Source organism: Yinghuangia soli (assembly GCF_021502675.1).
Classification (GTDB): Bacteria; Actinomycetota; Actinomycetes; order Streptomycetales; family Streptomycetaceae; genus Yinghuangia; species Yinghuangia soli.
In genome coordinates this window covers 142351-164726 of sequence record NZ_JAKFHA010000016.1, presented here as the reverse complement: position 1 = coordinate 164726, position 22376 = coordinate 142351, and the positions used below count along the sequence as shown (strand labels likewise).

Annotated in this window: 21 protein-coding genes; 12 read left to right on the top strand and 9 right to left on the bottom strand. The window is 72.5% G+C overall.

Going from position 1 to position 22376, the window contains the following annotated elements; genetic code table 11:
• Positions 1-6 precede the first annotated feature (6 nt).
• Positions 7-792 (top strand): SDR family oxidoreductase, encoded by a 786-nt coding sequence (locus LZ495_RS25215; protein WP_235055156.1) that lies wholly within the window; start codon positions 7-9, stop codon positions 790-792.
• Between the two features lie 50 nt (positions 793-842).
• Positions 843-1661, top strand: a complete 819-nt coding sequence (locus LZ495_RS25210) for a class I SAM-dependent methyltransferase (protein WP_235055155.1) — start codon at positions 843-845, stop codon at positions 1659-1661.
• Between the two features lie 10 nt (positions 1662-1671).
• On the opposite strand, the gene LZ495_RS25205 is transcribed toward LZ495_RS25210, so the two are convergent.
• From LZ495_RS25205 to LZ495_RS25195, 3 genes are all read right to left on the bottom strand, one after another.
• Positions 1672-2148, bottom strand: coding sequence for a (2Fe-2S)-binding protein (locus LZ495_RS25205; protein ID WP_235055154.1), 477 nt, complete (start codon positions 2146-2148; stop codon positions 1672-1674).
• A 24-nt stretch (positions 2149-2172) separates the two neighbouring features.
• Complete coding sequence (locus tag LZ495_RS25200) at positions 2173-4485, bottom strand: molybdopterin cofactor-binding domain-containing protein (RefSeq protein ID WP_235055153.1); 2313 nt, start codon at positions 4483-4485, stop codon at positions 2173-2175.
• Between the two features lie 162 nt (positions 4486-4647).
• Positions 4648-6465, bottom strand: a complete 1818-nt coding sequence (locus LZ495_RS25195) for an ABC transporter ATP-binding protein (protein ID WP_235055152.1) — start codon at positions 6463-6465, stop codon at positions 4648-4650.
• Between the two features lie 206 nt (positions 6466-6671).
• Between LZ495_RS25195 and LZ495_RS25190 the strand changes: the two genes are divergently transcribed.
• From LZ495_RS25190 to LZ495_RS25160, 7 genes are all read left to right on the top strand, one after another.
• Positions 6672-7292 carry a TetR/AcrR family transcriptional regulator gene (locus LZ495_RS25190; protein ID WP_308268641.1) on the top strand — a complete coding sequence of 207 codons (621 nt, stop codon included), beginning with the start codon at positions 6672-6674 and terminating at the stop codon, positions 7290-7292.
• The gene (locus tag LZ495_RS25185; RefSeq protein ID WP_235055151.1) at positions 7289-8317 is read left to right on the top strand and encodes a 1-aminocyclopropane-1-carboxylate deaminase/D-cysteine desulfhydrase; all 1029 of its coding nucleotides are present in this window, start codon (positions 7289-7291) and stop codon (positions 8315-8317) included. Before LZ495_RS25190 ends, LZ495_RS25185 begins: the two co-directional genes overlap by 4 nt.
• A 135-nt stretch (positions 8318-8452) precedes the next feature.
• Positions 8453-9283, top strand: a complete 831-nt coding sequence (locus LZ495_RS25180; RefSeq protein WP_235055150.1) for a hypothetical protein — start codon at positions 8453-8455, stop codon at positions 9281-9283.
• A 33-nt stretch (positions 9284-9316) separates the two neighbouring features.
• Entirely contained in the window at positions 9317-10117 is an 801-nt protein-coding gene (locus tag LZ495_RS25175) for a MerR family transcriptional regulator (RefSeq protein WP_235055149.1), read from the top strand.
• Complete coding sequence (locus LZ495_RS25170) at positions 10114-11004, top strand: hypothetical protein (RefSeq protein WP_235055148.1); 891 nt, start codon at positions 10114-10116, stop codon at positions 11002-11004. The genes LZ495_RS25175 and LZ495_RS25170 overlap by 4 nt, the downstream gene beginning before the upstream one ends.
• A 117-nt stretch (positions 11005-11121) precedes the next feature.
• On the top strand, positions 11122-12171 hold the full coding sequence (locus tag LZ495_RS25165) for a TerC family protein (protein WP_235055147.1): 1050 nt from the start codon (positions 11122-11124) through the stop codon (positions 12169-12171).
• A gap of 53 nt (positions 12172-12224) precedes the next feature.
• Entirely contained in the window at positions 12225-12479 is a 255-nt protein-coding gene (locus LZ495_RS25160) for a phage terminase large subunit family protein (RefSeq protein WP_235055146.1), read from the top strand.
• A gap of 24 nt (positions 12480-12503) precedes the next feature.
• Here the strand turns inward: LZ495_RS25160 and LZ495_RS25155 are convergent, their stop codons facing one another.
• From LZ495_RS25155 to LZ495_RS25140, 4 genes are all read right to left on the bottom strand, one after another.
• Complete coding sequence (locus LZ495_RS25155) at positions 12504-13739, bottom strand: HEAT repeat domain-containing protein (protein ID WP_235055145.1); 1236 nt, start codon at positions 13737-13739, stop codon at positions 12504-12506.
• A 131-nt stretch (positions 13740-13870) separates the two neighbouring features.
• A complete protein-coding gene (gene abmR, locus LZ495_RS25150) occupies positions 13871-14395 on the bottom strand; it encodes an ATP-binding transcription factor AbmR (protein WP_235055144.1) in 525 nt (174 codons plus the stop codon).
• 161 nt (positions 14396-14556) lie between these two features.
• On the bottom strand, positions 14557-15738 hold the full coding sequence (locus tag LZ495_RS25145) for an outer membrane protein assembly factor BamB family protein (protein WP_235055143.1): 1182 nt from the start codon (positions 15736-15738) through the stop codon (positions 14557-14559).
• Between the two features lie 127 nt (positions 15739-15865).
• Complete coding sequence (locus tag LZ495_RS25140) at positions 15866-17233, bottom strand: MFS transporter (RefSeq protein WP_235055142.1); 1368 nt, start codon at positions 17231-17233, stop codon at positions 15866-15868.
• A gap of 80 nt (positions 17234-17313) precedes the next feature.
• Between LZ495_RS25140 and LZ495_RS25135 the strand changes: the two genes are divergently transcribed.
• The 3 genes from LZ495_RS25135 (at position 17314) to LZ495_RS25120 (ending at position 20882) form a co-directional block, all read left to right on the top strand.
• Complete coding sequence (locus LZ495_RS25135) at positions 17314-17997, top strand: FadR/GntR family transcriptional regulator (RefSeq protein ID WP_235055141.1); 684 nt, start codon at positions 17314-17316, stop codon at positions 17995-17997.
• 74 nt (positions 17998-18071) lie between these two features.
• Positions 18072-19067: a hypothetical protein gene (locus LZ495_RS25130; RefSeq protein WP_235055140.1), complete on the top strand. Its 996-nt coding sequence runs from the start codon at positions 18072-18074 to the stop codon at positions 19065-19067.
• Positions 19068-19499: 432 nt separating this feature from the next.
• Positions 19500-20882, top strand: a complete 1383-nt coding sequence (locus LZ495_RS25120; RefSeq protein WP_308268640.1) for a tetratricopeptide repeat protein — start codon at positions 19500-19502, stop codon at positions 20880-20882.
• 21 nt (positions 20883-20903) lie between these two features.
• Here LZ495_RS25120 and LZ495_RS25115 read toward each other — a convergent pair whose 3' ends face one another.
• Positions 20904-21509 (bottom strand): DUF11 domain-containing protein, encoded by a 606-nt coding sequence (locus LZ495_RS25115; RefSeq protein ID WP_235055139.1) that lies wholly within the window; start codon positions 21507-21509, stop codon positions 20904-20906.
• Positions 21510-21789: 280 nt separating this feature from the next.
• Positions 21790-22125 carry an RNA polymerase-binding protein RbpA gene (locus LZ495_RS25110; RefSeq protein WP_269453090.1) on the bottom strand — a complete coding sequence of 112 codons (336 nt, stop codon included), beginning with the start codon at positions 22123-22125 and terminating at the stop codon, positions 21790-21792.
• Positions 22126-22376 lie beyond the last annotated feature (251 nt).

Below are 22376 nucleotides of genomic sequence, written 5' to 3'. Positions count from 1 at the left end.
AACCCCATGGACGCGAACCCCGGCGGCACGATCCTGGTGACCGGTGCGACCGGCGTGCTGGGCCGCGAGGTGCTGGAGCGGGCCCGGCGCACCGGGCGCCCGGTGCGGGCCATGACGCGCAAGTCGGCGCTGCCGTCCGATCCGGGGGTCGCGTGGGCGACCGCCGACCTGCTGACCGGTGCAGGCCTGGACGCGGCACTCGAGGGTGTCGACACGGTCATCCACTGCGCCTCGGACATCCGCAAGTTCAAGAACGACATCCCGGGGTGGCGCAACCTGCTGGACGGCGCGAAGCGCGCGGGGGTCGGGCACATCGTGAACATCTCGATCGTCGGGATCGAGGCGATCCCGTACCCGTACTACAAGGTCAAGCTGCAGGGCGAGGAGCTCCTGGCGGCCTCCGGCGTCCCGTGGACCAACCTGCGCGCGACGCAGTTCCCCGAGCTGCTGCACATGGCGCTCGGTTTCCTGTCCAAGCTGCCCGTGGTCCTGATGCCGTCCAAGACCGCCTGCCAGCCGGTGGACCAGGGCGAGGTCGCCGACCGGCTGGTCGAACTGGCGCTCGCCGGACCGGCCGGTCGCGTGGCGGACATGGGCGGTCCGCGCGTGTACGAGGCCGCCGAGCTGGCCCGCACCTGGCTGGCCGCGGCCGGCAAGAAGCGCCGCGTGCTGGCGGTCCGCATCCCCGGCAAGATGGGCGCGGGCTTCCGCTCCGGGGCGCTGACCACGCCGGCGAACGCGGTGGGCACGAAGACGTGGGAGGAGTTCCTGGCCGCCAAGGTCGCGCGCTGAGCCGCGCGGCGCCGGTCTCGGATCGGCGCGGTCCGCCGTACAGTGCCGTTATGGGTGCTGAACCGGGTTTCCAGGTGGGGGCGGACGCGCCGCGGCGGTACGAGGAGCACGTGGCGGCGATCATGGCGCCGTTCGTGGCGGCTGCGGTCGAGGCCGCGGGGCTTGCGCGCGGGTCGGCGGTGCTGGATCTGGCCTGCGGCACGGGCTTCGTGGCGCGGGCCGCGGCCGCGGCGGTCGGTCCGGACGGGCATGTCGCGGGTGTGGACGTGAACCCGGGAATGCTGGCGGTGGCCGCCGGGTTCGCCGGGGCCGGGCCGGATGCCGCCGAGGTGCGCTGGCAGCAGGCGGCGGCCGAGAAACTGCCGTACGAGGACGACGAGTTCGATGCGGTGGTGGCCCAGCAGGGTGCGCAGTTCTTCGCGGACCTGGAGGCGGCACTGGGCGAGGTGAAGCGGGTGCTGCGGCCGGGTGGCCGGGTCGTGCTGACGGTGTGGGCGACGCTGGACCGTTCGCCGTTCTTCCTGGCGCAGCGGCTGGCCATCGAGGCGGTCGCCGGGTCGGTGGTCGCGGAGTCGTTCGATGCGGCCTTCGCCTGCTCGGCACGGCAGTTGACCGCCGCGCTGCGGTCGGCGGGGTTCGCGGGCGTGTCGTCGCGCGAGGTGAGTGCGGAGGTGGCGCTGCCGCCGCTGGCGGCGTTCGCGCCGGGTCAGCTGGCCGCGCTGCCGTGGGGCCCCGCGGTGGCCGGGAAGGGGCCCGATGCGGTCGCGGCGTACACCGAGACGCTGACCGACCTGCTCTGCATGCACGTCTCCCCGGACGGCCGGACGGTGCTGCCGTTCACTTCGATCCTGGTCGCCGCGACGGCCTAGCGCCGCGGCGCTAAAAGCGGGTCGCGGCGGCGCGGATCGCTTCGCGGATGCGGAAGTAGGTGCCGCAGCGGCAGATGTTGCGGATCTCGTCGAGGTCGGCGTCGCCGATCTCGTGGCCGGCCGCGCGGGCCTGGCGGACCTTGGCGACGGCGGCCATGATCTGGCCGGGCTGGCAGTAGCCGCACTGGGCGACGTCGTGTTCGAGCCAGGCTTCCTGCATGGGGTGCAGTTCGCGGCCGACGGTCGCGGGGAGGCCCTCGATGGTGGTGACTTCGTCGTCCGGGCCGAGGTCGGCGACGCGGACCGAGCACGGGTTGAAGGCCTTGCCGTTGATGTGGCTGGTGCACGCCTGGCAGACGCCGATGCCGCAGCCGTACTTGGGGCCGGTGACGCCGAGGACGTCGCGCAGCACCCACAGCAGGCGTACGTCGTCCTCGATGTCGACCGTGACCTCTTCGCCGTTGAGCCGGAAGGTGTGCTGGGGCATCGCGTTCTCCGTCGGTAGGGGCCGTCAGTACGCGCGGTCGAGGCCGTCGGTGGGCGAGGCGGGCACCGGCGGCACGGTCGGCTTGGGTTCGAACGCGAGCGGGGCGTCGTGGTTGATCGGGAACGTGGTCGGCATGGTCCCGGTGGCCCGGCGGTACGCGCAGGCCACTGCCGCCATCGCGCTCGCCACGGCCAGCTCCCCCGCGCCGCCGGGTTCGCCGGTGGTCGGCGGCATCACGAACACCTCCAGTTCGGCAGGGGTGTTCCACTGCCGGGTGTAGAAGTAGTTGTCCCAGCTGGCCTCCAGGAAGGCACCGTCCTTCAGGTGCAGGCTGGAGGTGAGGGCGAGCGCGATGCCGTCCATGATGCCGCCCATCATCTGGGCTTCGAGGCCGCGCGGGTTGACCGCGAGCCCGACGTCCACCGCGCAGACGGCCTTGGTGACGCGCGGCCCGGTGACGGCGTTCGGGATCGTGCGCCCGGTGGTCTGCGGGCGGCAGTCGATCTCCACGAGGACGGCGGCGACCGAGTGGTACTCGGGGTGCAGCGCGATGCCCTGCGCGGTGCCGGCCGGCATCGCGCGGCCCCATTGGCCGAGTTCGGCGGCCTTGTCGAGGACCGCGCGGGCCCGGGCGTCCTTGAGGAAGTCGCGGCGGAACCGGTAGGGGTCCTTGCCCATGTCGGCGGCGATGCGGTCGACCACCAGCTCCTGCGCGCACCGCACGTTGGGCGAGTAGATGTTGCGCATGCTGCCGGTGTTGAAGCCCTTGTCGACCTCGCTGAGCAGCTGGGTGACGACGCCGAAGTTGTACGGCGTCTCCTGGGTGAGCACGAAGATGGTCTCGGAGAACGCAAGACCCCCGACCGGGAGTTGCGCGGCGGTCGCGGTGATGACCTCGCCGAGGCCGTGCCCGAAGTCGGTGGCGACCGAGGTGTGGCGCTGCTCATAGCTGAGCACTTGGCCGAGCGAGTGCGTGGCGCGGACGCGGGAGGTGGACATGGGGTGGGTGCGGCCCTGGCGTACGTCGTCGGCGCGGTGCCACATGAGTTTGACCGGCTTGCCCATCGCCTTGGAGACCTCGGCGGCTTCCAGTGCGGCGTCGGAGAAGAGCTTGCGGCCGAACGACCCTCCCCCGTCGACGACATGCACCTGCACAGCGGAGACCGGGAGTCCGAGGCGCAGCGCGATCTGCTCCTGGGCGACGATCGGCGACTTCAGCGAACCCCACACCTCGGCGCGGTCGGCGCGTACGTCCGCGATGGCGCAGTTGGTCTCCAGCGCGCTGTTCCCGGCGAACGGGAAGGTGAAGCGGACGTCCACGGCCTTGGTCAGGATCGGCAAGGGAGGTACGACGAGCGGGAGTTCGGCGCGGCGTAGCTCTTCGCGCACGGTCGCGTCCGAGGCGCCTTCGGCGGTGCCCGGGCCCCAGGCGACCTGCAGGGCCCGGACCGCGTCGATGCACTGGCCGAAGGTGCGGCCGCGGACCGCGACGCCCGTGGAGACGACCGCGACGTCGGTGATGCCGGGCATCGCGCGCACCGCGGCGAGGTTGGCAACGGACCGCACGGTGCCGTTGATGGTCGGCGGGCGGCAGATCATGGCCGGAAGGGCGCCCGGGACCTGGAGGTCCATGGCGTACTGCTTGCGCCCGGTGACCGCGGCACGTGCGTCGATGCGGTTGCGCGGAGTGCCGATGACGGCGAAGTCGCGCGCGGGCTTGAGCTCGACGGCCACCTGCAGGGTCGTCCGACTGGCTGCGGCGACGGCAAGTTCGGCGTACGTCGCGGTCCGTCCGGCCGCGGACGTGACCACCCCGAGACGGGTGGTGAGCGCCGTGACGGGTTCGCCGAACGCGGCCGCGGCGGCGGCGAGCAGGCGGCCGCGCGCGGTCGCCGCGGCGACCCGGATGGGCAGGTAGGTCGAGATGGTGGTGTTGGACCCGCCGGTCAGCTGGTTGAACAGCAGTTCGGGGCGGGCGTCGGCGAGCGTGACGCGGATCCGGTCGAGCGGCAGGTCGAGTTCCTCGGCGATCAGCATCGCGCTGGACGTGGTGATGCCCTGGCCCACTTCGGCGCGCGGCAGCGCGAAGGACGCGGTGCCGTCGGGGTGGAGCTGTACGCCGATCAGGCCCGCGGTGGGCAGGGCGGCGACGGTGAGCATGTCGTTGAGGTTCAGGATCTCGGCGGGTCCGGGCAGCGACGGCACTGCGGCAGCGGCCTGTTCGGGTGCGGCGAGGTCGGCGCCGAGTCGTGCGGCGGCGGTCAGGACGGGCGCGGCGAGGACGTAGCCGAGGAAGCGCCGCCGGTCCATGTCGTGCGCATGCCCTTGAGCCCCCATCGGGTCCCCCTTCGCCGACGGCCGGTGGGCGGCCGCCGTCCGGACGCCGCCCCCGGCAGGGTCCCATGCCGGGGGCGGATTCGTCGCGGGTTGCGGCAAATAGCCCTGAACGGGTGACGGCGCCCAGGACCGGCCACCAGGGCCGCCACCCGTGTCGGCCCGCTACGCGCGGGCGTGGCTGGGGGTCTCGCGGGAGACGTCGCCGATGGCGGAGCTCACCCGCAGGGCGGTGACCATGTCGCGGTAGAGGGTGTCGTTCTCGACGAGTTCGGCGTGGGTGCCGATGGCGCGGCAGCGGCCGAGTTCGAGGACGACGATGCGGTCGGCCTCGACCACGGTCGACAGGCGGTGCGCGATGGTGACGACGGCCGCGTGCCGGGCGCGTTCCCGGATGAAGTCCTGGACGGCCGCTTCGGTGAGCCCGTCGAGCTGCGCGGTGGCCTCGTCGAGCAGCAGGATCTGCGGGTCGGCGACGAACGCCCGGGCGATGGCGATGCGTTGGCGCTCTCCGCCGGATACGGCGGTGTCCGCGAGGACGGTGTCGAGGCCGTCGGGGAAGGCCTTGGCGCGCTCGTCGAGGCGTACCGCGCGCAAGGCGTCCCACAGGTCGTCGTCGGTGGCGGCCGGGCGCATGTAGCGCAGGTTGTCGGCGAGCGTGCCGGGCACGAGCGGGGTGTCCTGCTCGACGTAGGCGATGCGGCGGCGCGCCTCGTACGCCGGCCAGTGCGCCAACGGTCGTCCGTCCAGGCGCAGTTCGCCGGTGTCGGCGGGCAGGAACTCCAGCATGAGCGAGAAGAGCGTGGTCTTGCCCGCCCCGGACGGGCCGACGATCGCCGTATGGCCGGTACGCGGGATCGCGAAGGTCACGCCGTCGAGCGCGGCTGGCGCCTCGGGGCCGTACCGTGCGGTGACGTCGTGGAAGGAGAGCGCCGGGACGTCGGCGTGGCGGTACGCGGGGGCGGGCGCCGGGAGCGGTGCGCCCGACTCGGGGGCGGCCTTGTGCCGCGGCTCCCCCAAGGGGTCCGCTCCGTGCTCCTCGACCTCCAGCTCGTCCAGTTGCCGGATGCGCGTCGCCGCCGCGATGCCGGACTGCAACTGCGAGAAGACCTGGGCGAGTTCGGTGGCCGGTTCGACGAGTTGGAAGGCGTACAGGATGAAGGCGACCAGGCTGGACACGGACAGGGCGCCGCTGTCCACCCGGTAGGCGCCGATCGCCAGGATCAGCAGGATCGCGAGCTGCACGCCGGCCAGCGTGATCGTCCAGACCGCGGCCGTGATGCGGACCGCGCGCACGCTGTGCCGGGCGGATGCGTCGGCCTCGGCCTCGATGCGCTGCGACTCGCGCTCCTCGGCGCGGGCCGACTTGACCGTGCGGATGGCGCGCAACGCGCCGTCGAGGGCCGCGCCGAGGCGGCCGACCGACTCCTGTGCGGCCGCCTGCGCCTTGGCCATGCGCGGCATGAGGACCGCGACGATCACCGCGACCACCGTCAGCGCGCCGACGGTCGTCGCGAACAGCACGAGGTCGAGGAACGCCATGAGCACGAGCGCGCCGACCAACCCCACGATGCCGTTGAGCAGTTGCGCGAGGCTGGAGGCGGCCGCCTCGCGGATGAGCACGGTGTCCGAGGTGACCCGGGCGACCAGCTCGCCGCTGGAGCGGCCGGTCAGCTCGCCCACCCGCAGGCGCAGCAGGCGGCGGACCATCGAACTGCGGGCATCCCGGACGACCTGCTCGCCCATGCGGCCGAGCAGGATCCACTGGTACGCCTGGACCGCCGAGCCGAGCACGAGCAGGCCGGCCAGCACGGCGACCGCGGGGGCGATCGGACGCGAGTCGGCGAGCCCGTCGAGGACCCACTTGGTGGCCAGCGGACTGGCGAGGGTGGTGGCGGTGACGAAGAGCCCGAGCACCAGTCCGAGCAGAAGCGTGCGGCGGTGCGGGCGGACGAAGGACCAGAGAAGGCGGAGATTGGGCACGAGGGGGCGACCCTTCGGCTGGGAACGGCACATATCGGGAAGGCGCGGGAAGGCACCGGAAGGTGCGGCATGGTTCGGCAAGGTCCGGCAGGCCCGGAGGCGGGCAGGCGGCGCAATGAGTCTTCACTGCCGCTTTTTGGGACACTAATGTCCCACTAAGAATCTGGCAAGTCTCATTACGGGAAGCGGGCTGCTATCTTCGGAACGTGCGCACCACCCCACCCGGCCCCGATACGCGCGGCGACGCCCGGCCCGAATCCGGAACCCGCGGCCGCACCCGGCGCGCGATCCTCGACGCCGCCGCCGAGGTCCTGGCCCGCAACCGGCGGGCGACCCTCGCGGACATCGCGCAGGCGGCAGAGGTCGGCCGCAGCACCCTGCACCGCTACTTCCCGGACCGCGACGAACTGGTGTCCGCAGCCGTCGAGGACTCGCTGGCCCACATGGCGCAGGCGCTCGAAGAAGCGGCCATCGACCAGGGCCCCGCACTCGACGCCATGCGCCGCCTGGCCACCGCGCTCGTAGGGGCGGGCGACCGCCTGGTCTTCGTCTTCGGCGACCCGCACATCTTCGAGCAGCTCCCGGACGAAGAGGACGATCCGACCGACCGCCAGGTCCTCGCGCTCATCGAACGCGGCCAGGCGGAAGGCGCGTTCGACCCCGAGGCGGACCCGGTGTGGATACGCGGCGTGCTGTGGGCGCTCGTCTACACGGGCGCCGAGATGGCCGCGCGCGGGACCATGCCGCGGCACGTGGCCGCCGCGAATACCGTGCGCACCCTCGAACGGGGAATCTGCGCCGCAGGCGGAGGTGGCACCGCGCAGTGACCGACGTACCCCTGAAGGCAGTTCCGCTGCTGTACGAGCGGTACGCGTTCCTCGACGAGGCAGTCCCGTACCTACCGCTCGGCACGCGCCCGACGCCCGTCGCGCCGCTGCCCGGGCTGGCCGACGGCCCCGCGGACGTCTGGATCAAGGACGAAAGCGGCTACGGCGACATCGCCGGCGGCAACAAGGTCCGCAAGCTCGAATGGATCATCCCGGACGCCCTCGCCCGGCGGTCCCCGGCCATCCTCACCTTCGGCGCCCTCGGCACGAACCACGGCCTGGCCACCGCCCGGTACGCCCGCGCGCACGGCCTCGGCTGCGCCCTCGCGCTGGTCGACCAGCCGATCGACGACCACGTCCGCCTGCAGCTCGAACGCCTGGAGGCGTCCGGCGCCGTCGTACACCGCACGCGTACCGTGGCCCGGACATACGCCGCCGCGCCCTGGCTGATGATGCGTCACGGTGCCTTCCGGGAGGGCCGGTTCCGCCCCGCGTACCTCCTCCCGACCGGCGGGTCCTCGCCGGTCGGCGTGCTCGGATACGTCGAAGCCGGCCTGGAGATCGCCACCCAGGTCTCGGCCGGCCTCCTGCCGGAACCCTCGTACGTGGTCCTCCCGGTCGGCAGCGGCGGCACAGCAGCCGGTCTCGCTCTCGGCCTGCGCTTCGCCGGTCTCCGCACGCGCGTCCTCGGCATCGTGGTCAACGACCAGCTCACGCTGGACGCGAAGACCATCGTGGGCCTGGCCAACAAGACCGCGCGCCTGCTCCGCAAACGCACCGGCAACTTCACCATCGCCGGCCTGCAGCCCGAGGACGTCACCCTGCGCCGCGACTGGCTCGGCCCCGGCTATGGCCACCCCACTCCGGCCGCCGAACAACTCGTCCGCACCAGCGCGGCAGCAGACGGCCCGGTCCTCGAACCCGTATACACGGCAAAGGCCTTGGCCGCCCTGAAGGACCTGAACACCCGCCGCGAACTCGGCAACGGCACGGTGCTCTACCTGCATACGTACGGCCCGCGCTGAGCCTGGGCGCGGGATCGGGGCGACGGGCGGCCGGCGGCACGGGATTTTCAGTGGCCGTTCCGGCGGCCACCCTGGCAGGCTCGCCCTCATGACCGAACACAGATGCGTCCGAAGGGCCGACCGTACCCGCAGCCGATGAGCGGGGGCGGCGTCGGGTGGCGGTGGGCTTTCCTGTTCGTGCGGCAGGAGCGCGAAGAGGCGGCCTGTGCGGTCGCTGCGCGCTTGCTGGCCACGCCGAGGACCCGCAACGTCGGTGCCGAATTCGCGCAAGTGGCCTGCTGGCGTTGGCGGGCCTCCGCGGTGGAGCTGCTGCCGCTGCTCGTCCCGCAGGCCGGTGAGACGGCGTCGCCGGCTCTGGCCGAAGCTCTGGCGACCGCGTTGCTCTCGTCCGCGGCCCGGCGCGAGCATGCGGCTCTGCCGGCGGTGCTGACCGGTGGGGCGTACTCGCCGTATGTGCGGCGGCCGTCGACGCCTCCTGTGTACGACAGGGCCGCCGCGGCCGAGCTGCTCGCCGCCAAGCCCGTCGGGATCGGCCGGCTGAAGTACGCGCCCGAGATCTTCGGCGCGCTGCTGGACGCCGGACCGCTGACCTTCCGGCAGGCCGCGCAGCTCTACAACCTCACGTTCCGGTGGCCCGGCCGCACCGCTGCGGAGGCGGCGCCGCTGTGGTTGCGGCATGCGGGGCCGACGGCTCTGTCGCGGCTCTTGGACGTCATGACGCCGCATCTCGACCAGTACACCTGCGGCGAGTACTACTTGTCGGCCCTAGGCCGCATGGGCGGGCACGCCCTGCCTGCGTTGCCCCATGTCACCGCGCTGATCGACCGCCGTATCCGCATCCCCGTCAACGACTCGACCCTGGATGCCGAGATAGTCCTGGACGAGATGCTGCTGGCCGCGGCATTGGCCGCACGGGACGCCATCCTGGCCGGGGCGGCGTGCGGAGAGGTGCCGCGCGTCGGTTGACCTTGTCGTAGCGTCAAGGTTTCTACTGGTGCCATGCGCATCGGAGAACTCGCCGGAATCGTCGGCGTCACCACCCGGGCCGTGCGGCACTACCACCGCATCGGGCTGCTGCCCGAGCCGCCGCGGCAGGCCAACGGCTACCGCGAGTACACCCTGCGGGACGCCGTGGAGCTGGCCCGGGTCCGGCGGCTGACCGAGCTCGGGCTGAGCCTCGACGAGGTCAAGGACGCGCTGGCCGACGACGCGGGCCGCGATCTCGCGGAAATCCTCGCCGAGCTGGACGCCGACCTGGCCCGCCAGGAGGACGCCATCCGGCAGCGCCGCGCCCGGCTGCGGCAGCTCCTGGACGAGGCCGAGCGGAGCGGCCGGCTGCCCGCCGAGGCCCCGGTCTCCCCCGAACTCGCGGCGATCTTCGAGGACATGGCCCGCGCGTCGGCGCAGCGCCCCGGGCCGGAGCCGGCCATCGCGGCCAAGGAGCGGGAGTTGCTGGCGCTGCTGGCGACCGGCACGCCGGATGCCGGGCGCGACAGCTGGCTCGGCGCGCTCATGCAGAGCCTGACGGCCGACCCGGAGGCCATGCGCCGGGCGTACGACGTCTATGCGCGGCTGGACGAGCTGGCCGCGGCCGACGACGGCGACCCGCGGATCGAACCGGCCGCGCACGCGATCGTCGCGGCCATCCCGCCCGAGGCGGCCCGCAAGATGGCGGCCGCGATCGGCGGTGCGGTCGGCCAGGAAGGCGGTTTCGCCGACGCGTTCTTCGCGGACTACGCGCCCGCCCAGGCCGCGGCCATCCGCCGTGCCGTCGAACTCCTGAAGGAGAGTGCGCCGTGATCGTCCTGCCGAAGGCAGAGTGCCCCGTGACCGTCCTGCGCCGGATCATCCGCTGGTCGTTCGTCGCGCTGCTGCCCGCGGAGCTGGTCATCGTGCTGTGCGTGGCGGGCGGCGTCGCGGTCCCGCGGCCGGCCCGGCTCGGCCTCGAACTCGCCGTCCTGTCGATCGTGTTCGCCGCCACTGCCGTGCTGTCCGCGGACTACCGGCGGCACCGCGGCGCGGGCGGGCATGCGCCGAGGGCCGCGCTGACCGCAGCCGTCGCGGACACCGTCCCGGCCCCGGTGCGCAAGCTGACCGCGCACGAACTCTTCCTTTCGACCAGCTTCCTGCGCTGGGTGACCCGCCGCGGCCCGCATCAGGTGGGCGACGGGGATCTGGCCGTCCCGTACGCGCCCGGCCAGACAATGGTCATGTACGGCTTCCTGTTCGCCTCGGTCATCGAGACGGTGGCGCTGGCCTTCCTCATCCCGTGGCCGACGGTGCATGCCGTGCTGCTCGTCGTCGACATCTGGGGCTGCTACTTCATCCTGGCGCTGCACGCCTCGTGCATCGTGCGCCCGCACGTGATCGGTGCGGACGGCTCGCTGCGGCTGCGCTACGGCGCGCTGCTGGACATCCGTATCCCGGCCGACCGCATTGCCGCGGTCCGGCTCGACCGGAAATACCCGGAGGGCAAGCTGGCCGCCGTCGGCGCGGACGGCGTCGCCGATCTCGCGGTGGGCGGGCAGACGACGGTGACCGTCGAGCTGGTCGAGCCGGTGCCGTACGTCCGGGCCCTGGGTGCGCCGGCCGAGGCCCGCGTCTTACGGTTCTACGCCGAGGACCCGGCCGCAGCGGTGACCGCACTCCGGACGCGTGACCTGGGAGACCGCAGTCCTGCCGTGTGACGTGAGGCGTCGCATGTGCCGGGCGGCCGCAGGCTCCGGACGACACGCGCGCCGTGATGTCCCAGACTCGAAAGAGGGGCAGCACGCCCACCTCGCCGGTCTGTGAGGTCCGACCTCGTGCACGACGTGCCGTTTTGGCTGTGGATGGTCTTCGTCGCCACCGTGTTGGTGTCGTTGACCATCGACTTGCTCGCCCACCGCAGCGAGCACGTCATCGGCTTCCGCGAGGCCACCGCATGGAGCTGCCTGTGGATCGGCCTCGCCATCGCGTTCGGCGCGCTGGTCTACGTGGTCGTCGGGGTGGACGCGGGCACCGAGTACACCACCGCGTGGCTGCTGGAGAAGAGCCTGTCGGTCGACAACCTCTTCGTGTTCACGCTGATCTTCGGCTACTTCAAGGTGCCGCGCGCCTATCAGCACCGGGTGCTCTTCTTCGGTGTGCTGGGCGCGCTGGTGTTCCGCGGGATCTTCCTGGCACTCGGCGTCGCGGTCGTCAGCCGGTTCGCCGCGGTGCTGTTCGTGTTCGCAGCGATCCTCTTCTGGAGCACGTACAAGATCCTCCGCGGCGAGGAGGAGACGTTCGACCCGGGCAAGAGCATCGCGGTCAAGCTGCTGCGCAAGGTCATCCCGGTACGGGACGAGTACGTCGGCCACAAGTTCTTCGTCCGCGAGGCGGGGCGCCTGGTGGCCACGCCGCTGCTCGCGGTCGTCGCCGCGATCGAGGCCGCCGACCTGGTCTTCGCAGTGGACAGCGTGCCGGCCGTACTGGCGGTCAGCAGCGACACGTTCATCGTCTACACGAGCAACGCCTTCGCGATCCTGGGCCTGCGGGCGCTGTACTTCCTGCTCGCCGGGCTGCTCGACAAGTTCCGGTACCTCAGCACCGGAATCGCCCTGATCCTGGCCTTCATCGCGGTCAAGCTGATCCTGCAGGCCTCGCACGAGATGATCAGCGACAGCGTCCCCGAGATCCCGTCGCCGGTCAGCCTGGGGGTGATCGTGCTGGTCCTGGGGGTGTCCGTGGCATTGAGCGTCTGGCGCTCGCCGAAGGAGAAGGACGACGGGGAAGGCGACAGGGAAGGCGACAAGGAAAGCGACGGGGAAAGCGGGGAGGAACGCGCCGCGGAAAACGGGGATGACGCCGAGGACAAGCCTTCCCGTTCATGAATTCGTGCCCGTTTCAGGGAGATTTGCCGGAATAGTCGGCGTACCGTAAAGGCATGCGCACCGAGAAGATGGAGGCGCCGCCGCAGGCCGAGCACGTGTGTCCCGCGTGCAAACAGCCCGTGGCCACGGTTGCCAAGAAGCACAAGACCATGGGCGTTTTCTATCCGCGATGGGTCGCGGGCCCGTGCCACAACTCCGAATGCGCCGAGTACATCCCGGCGTGGGTCCACCCGGATCCGCACTACCCCTACCAGCACCCCCAGCACCCCCAGCAGCCCACCGGGCAGACCGACCAGGCGAGCCACTGAGCCCGAATCCGTCCGGCAGTCCGGCTACCGGCCCTGATGGCGGTCGATGGCGCGGACTGCCGCCGCCGCTGCGTCGCGTACGCAGGCGACGGGGTCGGTCGCGGCCACCGCGCCGAGGTGCAGGCTGACGTCCGGCAGTGCTTCGGCCTCCTCGGGCCAGGCGTGGCCGGCGCACGCTATGCGCCCGAGCGCGGTCGCGGCGCGGGCCCTGACCCGGTGCCAGGGGTCGTCGAGGGCGCGCAGCAAGTCCGCGTGCGCGTCGACGAATTCGCTGTACGGGTAGAGGTGCAGCGCGTCGGACGGCGCACGTCCGAAAGCATCGGCGGCCCGTGCCCGGACGCCCGCATCGGCGTCGCCCAGGAACCTGCGGATGCTGCGGATCCCCGGTACGTCGAGCGGGTACGCCCCCAAGCTCCAGGCGGCAGCGGCGCGTTGCGCGACGCCGGCTTCGGCGCTCCCGGGCCGTTCGATGTGCGCTGCCAGGGCAGACCGGCCGGTTCGGGTCAGGGCGCGCGTGGCGGCGTACCGGGCTTTCCGGTCGGGGCTTTCGAGGACGATGCGCGTCAGCGCGGGCACGGCGCGCGGCGTCGCGACGCGCTGCAGCCCGACGAGCCCGGCCCAATAGTCCGGGCCGGCGAGCATCTCGATGAAGAAGCCCTCGAACCGGGCGTCCCCGCACCGGGCCAGCAGATGGTACGTCCGGCTGTGCCACGGGTCGGTCATGGTGCGCGACAACTCGTAGACGGTGCTCAGCACTTCGGGCGTACCCATGCGCAGCAGGCTTTCGGCGAGCAGCGAACTCTCGTTGCCGGCCCACCAGGCTTTGCGCGATTCGGCCGGCCATCCCTGGACGGCCCGGATCAGCGCGGTCTGCGCCTCGGGGGTACGGAACCTCCCCAGGGCGATGACCACCGAACCGAGCTGCCATTCCGGGCGCGTGCGGGAGAATTCGTCCAGCCACGCGGCCAGCAGCGGCACCGCGCGCTCGTCGCCGAGCAGGCTCAGCAGCGTGGCGGCGTGATGCGCCCAGATCGGCCGCGGCGACGCGAGGGCGCGCAGCGCGACATCGGCTGCGGCCGCTTCGCGGGCCCGGACGAGCCGCGCCGCCGCCTGGTTGGCGAGCCGGCTGGCGGTGGGATCGCGTTCCAAGGCGGCCACCAACTCCGCGGTGGATGCCGCGCTTACGCCGTCCCAGGTCCATGCGAAGGCGTCCGCTGCGGCATCGATCGAGCGGTCCGCAGGGTCTCTTCCGGGGGTCATGGCGCCATCCAATAGACCGCCCCGCGACATGGCAAGAGCGACCGGACCGGGCGGTTGCACAGCTCCCGGTCCGGCCGATGCAGCGCGGCCGACCGCCCGACACGGCCGGCCGCGCCACGTCTCTCCGGCGGCTACTCCACGTCAGGGCCCGAGGCGCGTACTTCCTGGACGCGTTCGAGCGATTCGCGCAGTTCGGTGAGCCAGTCGTCGGCGTTGCGCTGCACAAGACGCACGCACCACGCGAGCGCCTCACTGCGGCTGCGGGCCACACCGCCCGCGATGAGAGTGTCGAGAACGAGGCGTTCCGGCTGGCGCAGACGCGTCATGACCGGGGCCGCGATGTGGGTGAAGAGGGTGCGGCGGTCGTCGCAGACCACACCCCAGGAGACCTTGCGGCCGAACTTGCGCTCGGCTTCGCGCGCGACCTTGATGCGGGCATCGCGGGTGCGCTCGCGGAACTCGGAGATCTTGCCGTCAACCGCACCGTCGCGCGTCGCCTCGGACGCGTCCTCGGGAAGCTCCGGCCCGGCGATGCGGCCGACCACGGTGATCTCCTCGCGGTCGACGGAGACCTCGACCACCTCGGTGAACAGCCCCTCGGGCAGCCGCCCGGCGAACCAGCCCCTGACCTTGTCCTGCTGCTCGCTTGTAATCATGTAATCGACGTTACGCCGCACTCGGCCGCCCGCCAACACCCTTCGCCCCGGGCGTAATCCGGATTACCGCCCAGGAATGCCGATGGAACGCCCGGGGCCGGGTCTGCTTGGCCGCCGGAGTCGCCCGCGTGCGGCCCCCGGCCGACCGATCGGTCCTCTGGCTACTTCGCCGGCGCGGACTGGCCGGTGGCGGCGTCGATGGCGATGATGCGGGCCTCGTGGCCCACGACGTACACGTATCCGCCGGACACGGCCGGTGCGTGGCCGCCGTAGGGGACTCGGGCGCGCCACTTCTCCTTGCCGGTGGCGGTGTCGACGGCGCGCAGGAAGTAGGCGAAGCCGCCTACTTCGGCCGCGTCCTTCTCGTTGTCGACGAAGTACAGCGCCCCGTCGGCGAGTGCAGGATCGCCGAGCAACAGCCCAGTGTCCAGGCGCCACTTCACCATGCGCTCGGCGGCGTCGACGGCCTCGACCGATTCGTAGACGCTCCGATAAATGCCGGTGTCGTCGGCGACGACCCAGTCGGCTTCGGTGCTGCTGTCCTCGGTCTTCGCGCGCCCGGTTTGCGCATCGATCGCGTACAGGCCGTGGATGGTGTTGTCGGCGCTGGTCACGTGCACCGTCCCGGCCGCGACGTACGGCTGGCTGCGGGGCCAAGCGCGTGTGTAGAAGCTCCACTTCTTGGTGCCGGACGCTGCATCGAGCGCGGTGACCGTGCCGTGTGCTCCGTCGGCTCCGATGGCGTACGCCTGGCCGTCCACGACCGTCGGAGCGTCGTCGTCGAGGATCCGCGACCCGGTGTCGTACGACCACTTCTCGGCTCTCGTCGCGGCGTCGAAGGCGCGCAGGACGTTGTTGCCGTTGGTGGCGGCCGTGTACATGTAGATCACGCCGCCGACCACGGACGGGCTGCCGATCCTGACCGGGTAAGGCTTGTCGGGCAGCGCGAACCGCCACTTCTCCTGCCCGGATGCGGCGTCGACCCCGTAGAGCGTGTACTCGTCGCCGGTGTAGACGGTCCCGTCGGCGATGGCCGGAGCCGTGTGGCCGCCCTTCTGCAGGGGGAACTTCCAGCGTTGCGCGCCCGAGGGCCCGTCGAGTGCGTACGTCGCTTTCGAGGTCGTGACGTAGAGGACGCCTTCGGCCGCCGCGGGCGCGGTGGAGACGACGCCGTCCAGCCGGCGCGTCCAGGGTCCCGGAGGACCGGGCGGCTCCGCGGAGTTCGCGGCCGAGGAGGCCCCGTCGCCGCCGTCCTTCTCGCACGCCGTGCCGAGGGTCAGCGCCGCGAGGGCCAGGCCCACCGCGAACCCGCGACGGAACACACTTCGGGTACGTCTCGCCACCAGGCATTTCCTTCGCTCGGAGCCGGCATCGCAGCCAGCCTCGAACCGGGTCGACGGCCCGGGCAACACGAAGGCGTTCAAGGGTTGTTCAGCGCTGCGGCGGCGAGCGCTGAACAACCACGCAGGGCTACCGGCGGCCGGACTTGCGGGCGGTCAGGGCCAGGGCCACGGCCAACTGCAGGACCGTGGCGCCGATCAGGAGCACGAGCGGCAGGGTCCACGAGCCGGTCGCGGAGTGGACCATGCCGACCATGAACGGGCCGACCGCCGCCACCAGATAGCCCGTGCTCTGGGCGAAGGTGGAGAGCGCCGCGGCCTCTTGCGGGCTGCCGCCGCTGCGGCCGATCACGGCGAGGATCAGCGGGAACGTGCTCATCCCTGCGCCGAGCAGCAGCGCCCACAGCAGCGGGGCCGCGGACGGGGCGGCCAGGAGGCCGACGTACCCGGCGAGGAGTGCGCCGGCGACCGTCACGAAGGCCACCCGCAGGCCGCGGGTCGTCGCGGCCAGCGGCATGAGGAGGAACGTGGCCGGGACGCCGACGATCAGGACCACGCCGAGCGTGCTGCCGGCCGCGGAGCTGCTCATGCCGCTGTCGGTCAGGATGCCCGGCAGCCAGCCGATGATCGCGTAGCTGTTCATCGCCTGGAGGGCGAACAGCGCGGTGACGAGGAGGCCGAAGCGGGTACGGCCGACGCGCAGCGCGGAGACCTTGGTGTCCGGGCGGGCGACGAGCACCGAGCCGTGCGCCGACTCGGCGGCTGCGGAGCGCCAGGAGTCGCTGCGCATGCCCCACACCACGCACGCGATGACGGCCGGGATCGCCCAGGCGGCGAGGCCGAGGGAGGCGCTGCCGGAGGCGTTCGCGATCGGTACGGCCACCGCGGCCGCGGCGGCGGAGCCGAGCGACATCGCCATCGTGTAGAGCGAGGTGAGCAGCGCGATCTTCTTCGGGAAGTGCGTGCGCACGACCACCGGCAGCAGGACGTTGCAGACCGCGAGTCCGGCGGAGCCCAGCACGATGCCGGCCAGCAGCGCGCCGGTGCCCGGGATGCCGCGTACGGCGATGCCCGCGGCGAGCGCGCCGAGTGCGGCCAGCAGCGCGCGCTCGGTGCCGAGGCGCCGGGCGAGGAGCGTGCTGGACGCGCCCGCGAAGGCGAACAGGATGACCGGCAGCGCCGGGACCAGCGAGGCGACCGCGGGGCCGAAGCCGAGCTGCCCGCGGACCTGGTCCAGGAGTGCGGCGGTGCTGCTGATCGCGAGGCGCAGGTTGAGCGCGATGAGCAGAATGCCGGCGACGGTGAGCCACGCGGTACGGGTGCGGCTGCCGCCGGTGGGCGCGGGTGCTGCCGGGGCGACCGGCGCGGGTGCCTTGGCGGCCCGTACGGCCGCCTCCGGGCCCGGCGTACCTCGGCCGGACATGCCGCCGGCGCCGCCCGGACGCTCGTCGAAGAAGGTCCGGGACAGGTTTCGGGGCAGGAGGCGGCTCGGCAGCATGGGACAAAGGTAAGACGTCTGATGTTTGTTGTCCAATCATCCGATGTTTGAGGCCCAATCATCGGACGTATCCTTGGGTCATGTCGCTTCCTGCTGCGCGCCGCTCCGCGCTCGTCGACGGCGTCATCGACCAGCTGCGGACCGAGATCAGCTCGGGCCGCTGGCCGGTCGACACCCGGATCCCGCCCGAGGCGAAGCTGATGGAGCAACTCGGCGTCGCCCGCGGCACGCTGCGCGAGGCGATCCGCGCGCTCTCGCACGCGGGCCTGCTGCAGGTGCGCCAAGGCGACGGCACCTATGTACGCGCCACCACCGAGCTGGCCGGCGCGGTCGAGCGCCTCGGCGGCGACGTCGAGGACGTCCTGGAAGTACGCCGCGCCCTCGACCCGCACGCCGCGCGCCTGGCCGCGGAGCGCATCTCCGAGGCGCAGCTGGGCGCACTCGGCGAACTGCTGGAACGCCGCGCCGCCGCTTGGCAGCGCCGCGACCGGGACGCATGGATCGACATCGACGCGGACTTCCACCAGGCGGTGGCGAATGCCGCAGGCAACCCGCTGCTGTCCGAGCTGTACGTCGCGATGACCCCCAGCCTGCGCCGCGCGATGGCCGAGGACTGGCACACCCCCGAGTTCGACGGCAGCGACCCGCGCGGCCACGAAGGCCTGCTCGAAGCCCTGCACGCGCACGACGCGGAAGCGGCGGCAGAGAGCGCAACGGCCAACATCGACGCCCGAGTCGCCGAAGCCCGCCGCCGCCGCGGCTGAACCCGCAGCGCAATACGACGGGAGCACCGCAGCAACGACCTGACGTGTCAGCCTGACCTGCTTCGGTGTCCCGGGTGATCACCGAATCGCCCGCGATGCTGCTCGCGCAGGTCCCGCCGCCCGCGTTCAGCCGAGTGCTCGCGCGACTCGACCTCGCCGAGTTGGACCGGTTCCTGGGAACCACCCTGTTGCCGACCGCGCTCGTCGACCGCATCATCGCGAACGGAACCACCGAGAGCAGGATGGCGATCACCGAGAACCCGTCCGTGACAAGCGCCGACCACTCGCGCCTGCTCGACCTGAACGACGCACGCGTTGCCCGCGCAGTCTTCTCCAGCGGCAAGACCACGCGTGCGCTTCAACAACGCGTGCTGACACTGGTGCCGCCCGCGAGCCTGATCCCCGGCGACCGGGAGTTCGCCCCGGAGACCTCGCATGAGGAACGACGTCGCCTCTACCCCCTGATGGACTGCGACGACCCGGCCGCGATCAAGGCGGCGATACGGCAGTTGAGTGTCCATGCCGGTTCCCTCGGGGCGCCGACCGCACTGCTCCGCGGCTTCCAGCGTCTGGCCGAACTCGGCGGCCTCAGCGCGGTACGCGACGCCGTCGACGCGACTCCGAAGCTGAGGCCGGCACCCCATGATGCCCCGCCACTCGCGCGAGTCGCCTTGGCGACGCCGACCGACCAGGCCCGCGTGGCCAGTGCACTCGACTGGCTGGGCAGCACCGAGTACCTGGCCGAGCAGATGGAGAACTCCGCCCACAGTTGGGCAGACGTACACCTGCTGTTGCTCGCGCCGCGCGCAGAGCTCGATTGGGACCTGCTGGCGCAGTGCCTACCGCCCATCGCCCGGCATCGGTACGGGACGCTGCTCGCCCGAGAACCCGGCTGCCCACCTGAATTGCGTCCTCGCACGACGCCTCGCGACCGGCGGCGAGCACGCGAGGACGCGGCAGCAATTCTCGGGGAGAATCCGGATGCCTGGCTCATCGCCCTCCGCCTGCTCCCGACTTTCCCGGGGCCGATGCACGCGCTGTTGGAAACCGCATCTGCGGCTGCACGCTAGGGCACGATTGCGGCCGCACACGTTGGCATCGAACTGCCTCACCGGTAGCACCGTCAGCAGCGGACCGCGGTCTTCGCATGACGCATGCGCATGGTCCTGATCTCGCTTTCCCCACACCCCCATTCCTCTCTTGGGTGAACTCACTGGCTTGATCCCCTCCTTGGCCACTCCCTCACCACCCGTAGCGCGGTAGCGTCGCCCCGACAGTCAGCGAGCTGGGCCGAATTGGGGGTGGGACACGTGCGCTTTTGGCGGCGACGGCACGAGCGGCACTTGGCCGCGTACCGGCTTCGGCTCGAGCAGGAGGCGGCGGCCGCAAAGGCTTCGACGGCCCTCGTGCCTGCGTACTCGCTCCCCCAGGCACGAGATTCGGCCTATCCGGAGTCTGAGCTTCCGTCAGGGCAACGCCCCTCGAAGGCGGTTGCCGCCACCGTGCGGCGCGAGGAGCGCGACCGGGCCGCGATGCTCGCCGAGAAGGCGCGGCAACTCAGCCGTGCGGGACGGCACGTGGACGCGTCGGCCCCGGCGCGGGCCGCCGTACGCATCCTCGGCGACCTTGCCGAGCAGGACCCCGCCGAGCACTCCCCCGCGCTCATCGACGCGTTGCGCGCGCTCGCGGCCGTGCTCGCCGGCGGGCAGCAGTACGCCGACGCGGTCAAGATCGCCGAACACGCGGTGCTGCGTGCCCGCCGGCTGTCCGCTCTCGACGTGCACCGGCATCGGCCGCTCCTCGCCGCGACGCTGCGCGACCTCGGCGCGCGGCTCGGCGACGCAGGCGACAACGACCGGGCGTTCGCCGTGCTGCACGAGTGCGTCGAGGCGTACCGCACCCTCGCGGCCCGCTCCCCCGAGACCTACCGGGCCGGACTGGCCGACGCCCTCGACGAGTTCGCGGGACGGCTGGCCGCCACCGGGCTCGTCGAAGAGGCCCTCGCGCTGTTCGACGAGGCCGCGCGCCTGCTCACGCTTGCCGACGCCGACGTCCTCGCGCAGGTGACGACCCGTCAAGCGAACCTGCTGGCCCGGGTCGGGCGCGTCGACGAGGCCATAGACCGCGCCGATTCCGCGGTACGCCTGCGGCGTTCGAGCGCCGAGGCGACCCCGGGGCCGGCCGACGACGCCCTGGCCGCCGCGCTGCAGAGCTTCGGGCTGCTGCTCAGCGGCGCCAAGCGCCACGACGAAGCGGTGGAGTCGCTCGAAGAGGCGGTCTCGCTGCGCGCGCGGCGCGTCCGTATGGAGCCCGCGCTCGCGCGGCGCCCTGAAGTCGCGGTCACCTACGCCGTCTACGGGCTGGTCCTCATCTCCGCGGACCGCCCGGCGGACGCCGTCCCGCCGCTCGCCGCCGCCCTCGGCGTCGGCACCGCGCTCAACCTGCCGCAGGTCGTCGACATGGCCACCGACGCCCTGGTCCGCGCGCACGCCGCCGAACCCGTCGCGGTCCGCTCCCGCTGGCGCGCCGCCACCGGTGAGGACGCCCCGCCCTGGATCACCGGCGGCACCGCGGCAGTCCGCCGCGCCGCGGCACGCGACACCGGCTCCGGCGCGAGGCCGGCCGAGCACCCATCAGCGGACGACCAGCCGCGCCCGGGACAGCAGGCGCGGCCGATAGGGCGTACCGACGCGGCAGCACGGAACGCTCCGGCGCAACCCCCCGAAGGCGACGCCCAGGCATCGGCAGCCCCGCCCCAAGCGCCGGCGCCGCGCACCGCCGGGCGCCTCACCGCCGACCGGCTCGCCGGCGACCGCCCCGTACGCCGCCCGATCCCAGCCGTCGCACCTCCGCCCCGACGGCCGCGTACCGACATCGACGCCTGAGCGCCGAGCGGCCGTCCGCGCCTATGCAGGCTGCTCCGGTGCCGACACCCGGGCCCGGCGGCGGCGCAGCACCCACCAGGTCCCGCCGCCCACCGCCAGCACGGCCGCCGCGATGCCGCCGTACAGCGTCGTCCTCGGCATCTCGGCGGCCGCGGCCAGCTCGGCCTTGGTGGGGAGTTGGTCCAGGTCGGTCGAGCACACGATCGGGACGCTGCTGCCCGCCAGCCGCGCGCATGCGGTCGACGCCATGGCCTGGCCGCTCGGCAGCTTGTCGACGCGCGCCTTGAGGGTCCGGGTGACCTCCTGGCCGGCCGGCAGGTCCACGGTCCACATCACCTCGGACGAGCCGTCGTTCCGCGTCCCGCCCTCGCCCGCGCTGACCAGGGTCATGCCGCTGGGCAGCGTCTCGGTGACCGCCATGCGGTCGAGGTCCGTCGACCCCAGGTTCTTCAACCGCACGACGTAGGTGTGCTCCTGCTTCGCCCGCGTCTTCGTGGCGCCGTCGTCCACCTTGATGGACAGCGCGGGACGCGTCGGCGCGGGCAGCGAGTCGGCGGCGGCCACCGGGGCCGCGGCCGCCAGGAGGCCGGCGGCGGACAGCGTGGCGGCGGTGCGGCGGATACGCATGGCGGCTCCCGGGACCCGAGGCGACGGCCGTACGGACGCAGGCGGCCGTACGGACTGATCAGCGCCAGTCTGGGGAGGCACCGCACCCGAACGGCCGATGCGCGCGGAGCGTTGCTCCGAGGGGAGGAACAGGACTACCCGTTCGGCGTCCACCGCCGACCCGAGCCGGAACCGTGCCCGGCGGCCCGCCCCGGAGCGGTACCGGCCCGGACCGGGCCCGGAAACGCCTCAGGGGCGCGTCACAAACCGGGGCGGCAGGCGCCCGGGAGAGGTGCGGGGCTCAGATCTCGCCGCGCAGCTTGGCAAGCGCCTCGGCGAGGATCGCCTCGCCGTCCGCGTCGCTGCGGCGCTCGCGCACGTACGCGAGGTGGGTCTTGTACGGCTCGGTACGCGGCGCGTCCGGCGGGTTCTCGCTGTCCTGCCCGGCGGGCAGGCCGCAGCGGGGGCAGTCCCAGGTCTCGGGGACCTGTGCGTCGGTCGCGAAGCTCGGCTGGGTCTCGTGCTTGTTCGCGCACCAGAACGAGATGCGCAGACGGGGGGCCGCTTCGCCGCGCTCGGCCTCACCCATCGGACCCGCGCCGACCCGGCTCCCACGGATGGCGTTGCCACTTGCCACGGTTCAAACTCCCCTTGGATCTGAAGCCAGCGCCCGGTCGCGCGGCTCGCAAGACTCCCCTGGTCCATCGGCCGGAGGCTGCCTCGCGAAACAGTGTACGTGCGCTTTTCGCGACCGTGAACCGCGTCCCGCACGCTTTCCGACAGGGCGTCAGGAAGCCTGCGCGGACCGGGACATCGTGTGTACCACGGGAAACGCCCCGGGCACAGGGAAACCGGAAGACCGGTCGGTCGGTGCACCGGGGCGTACGG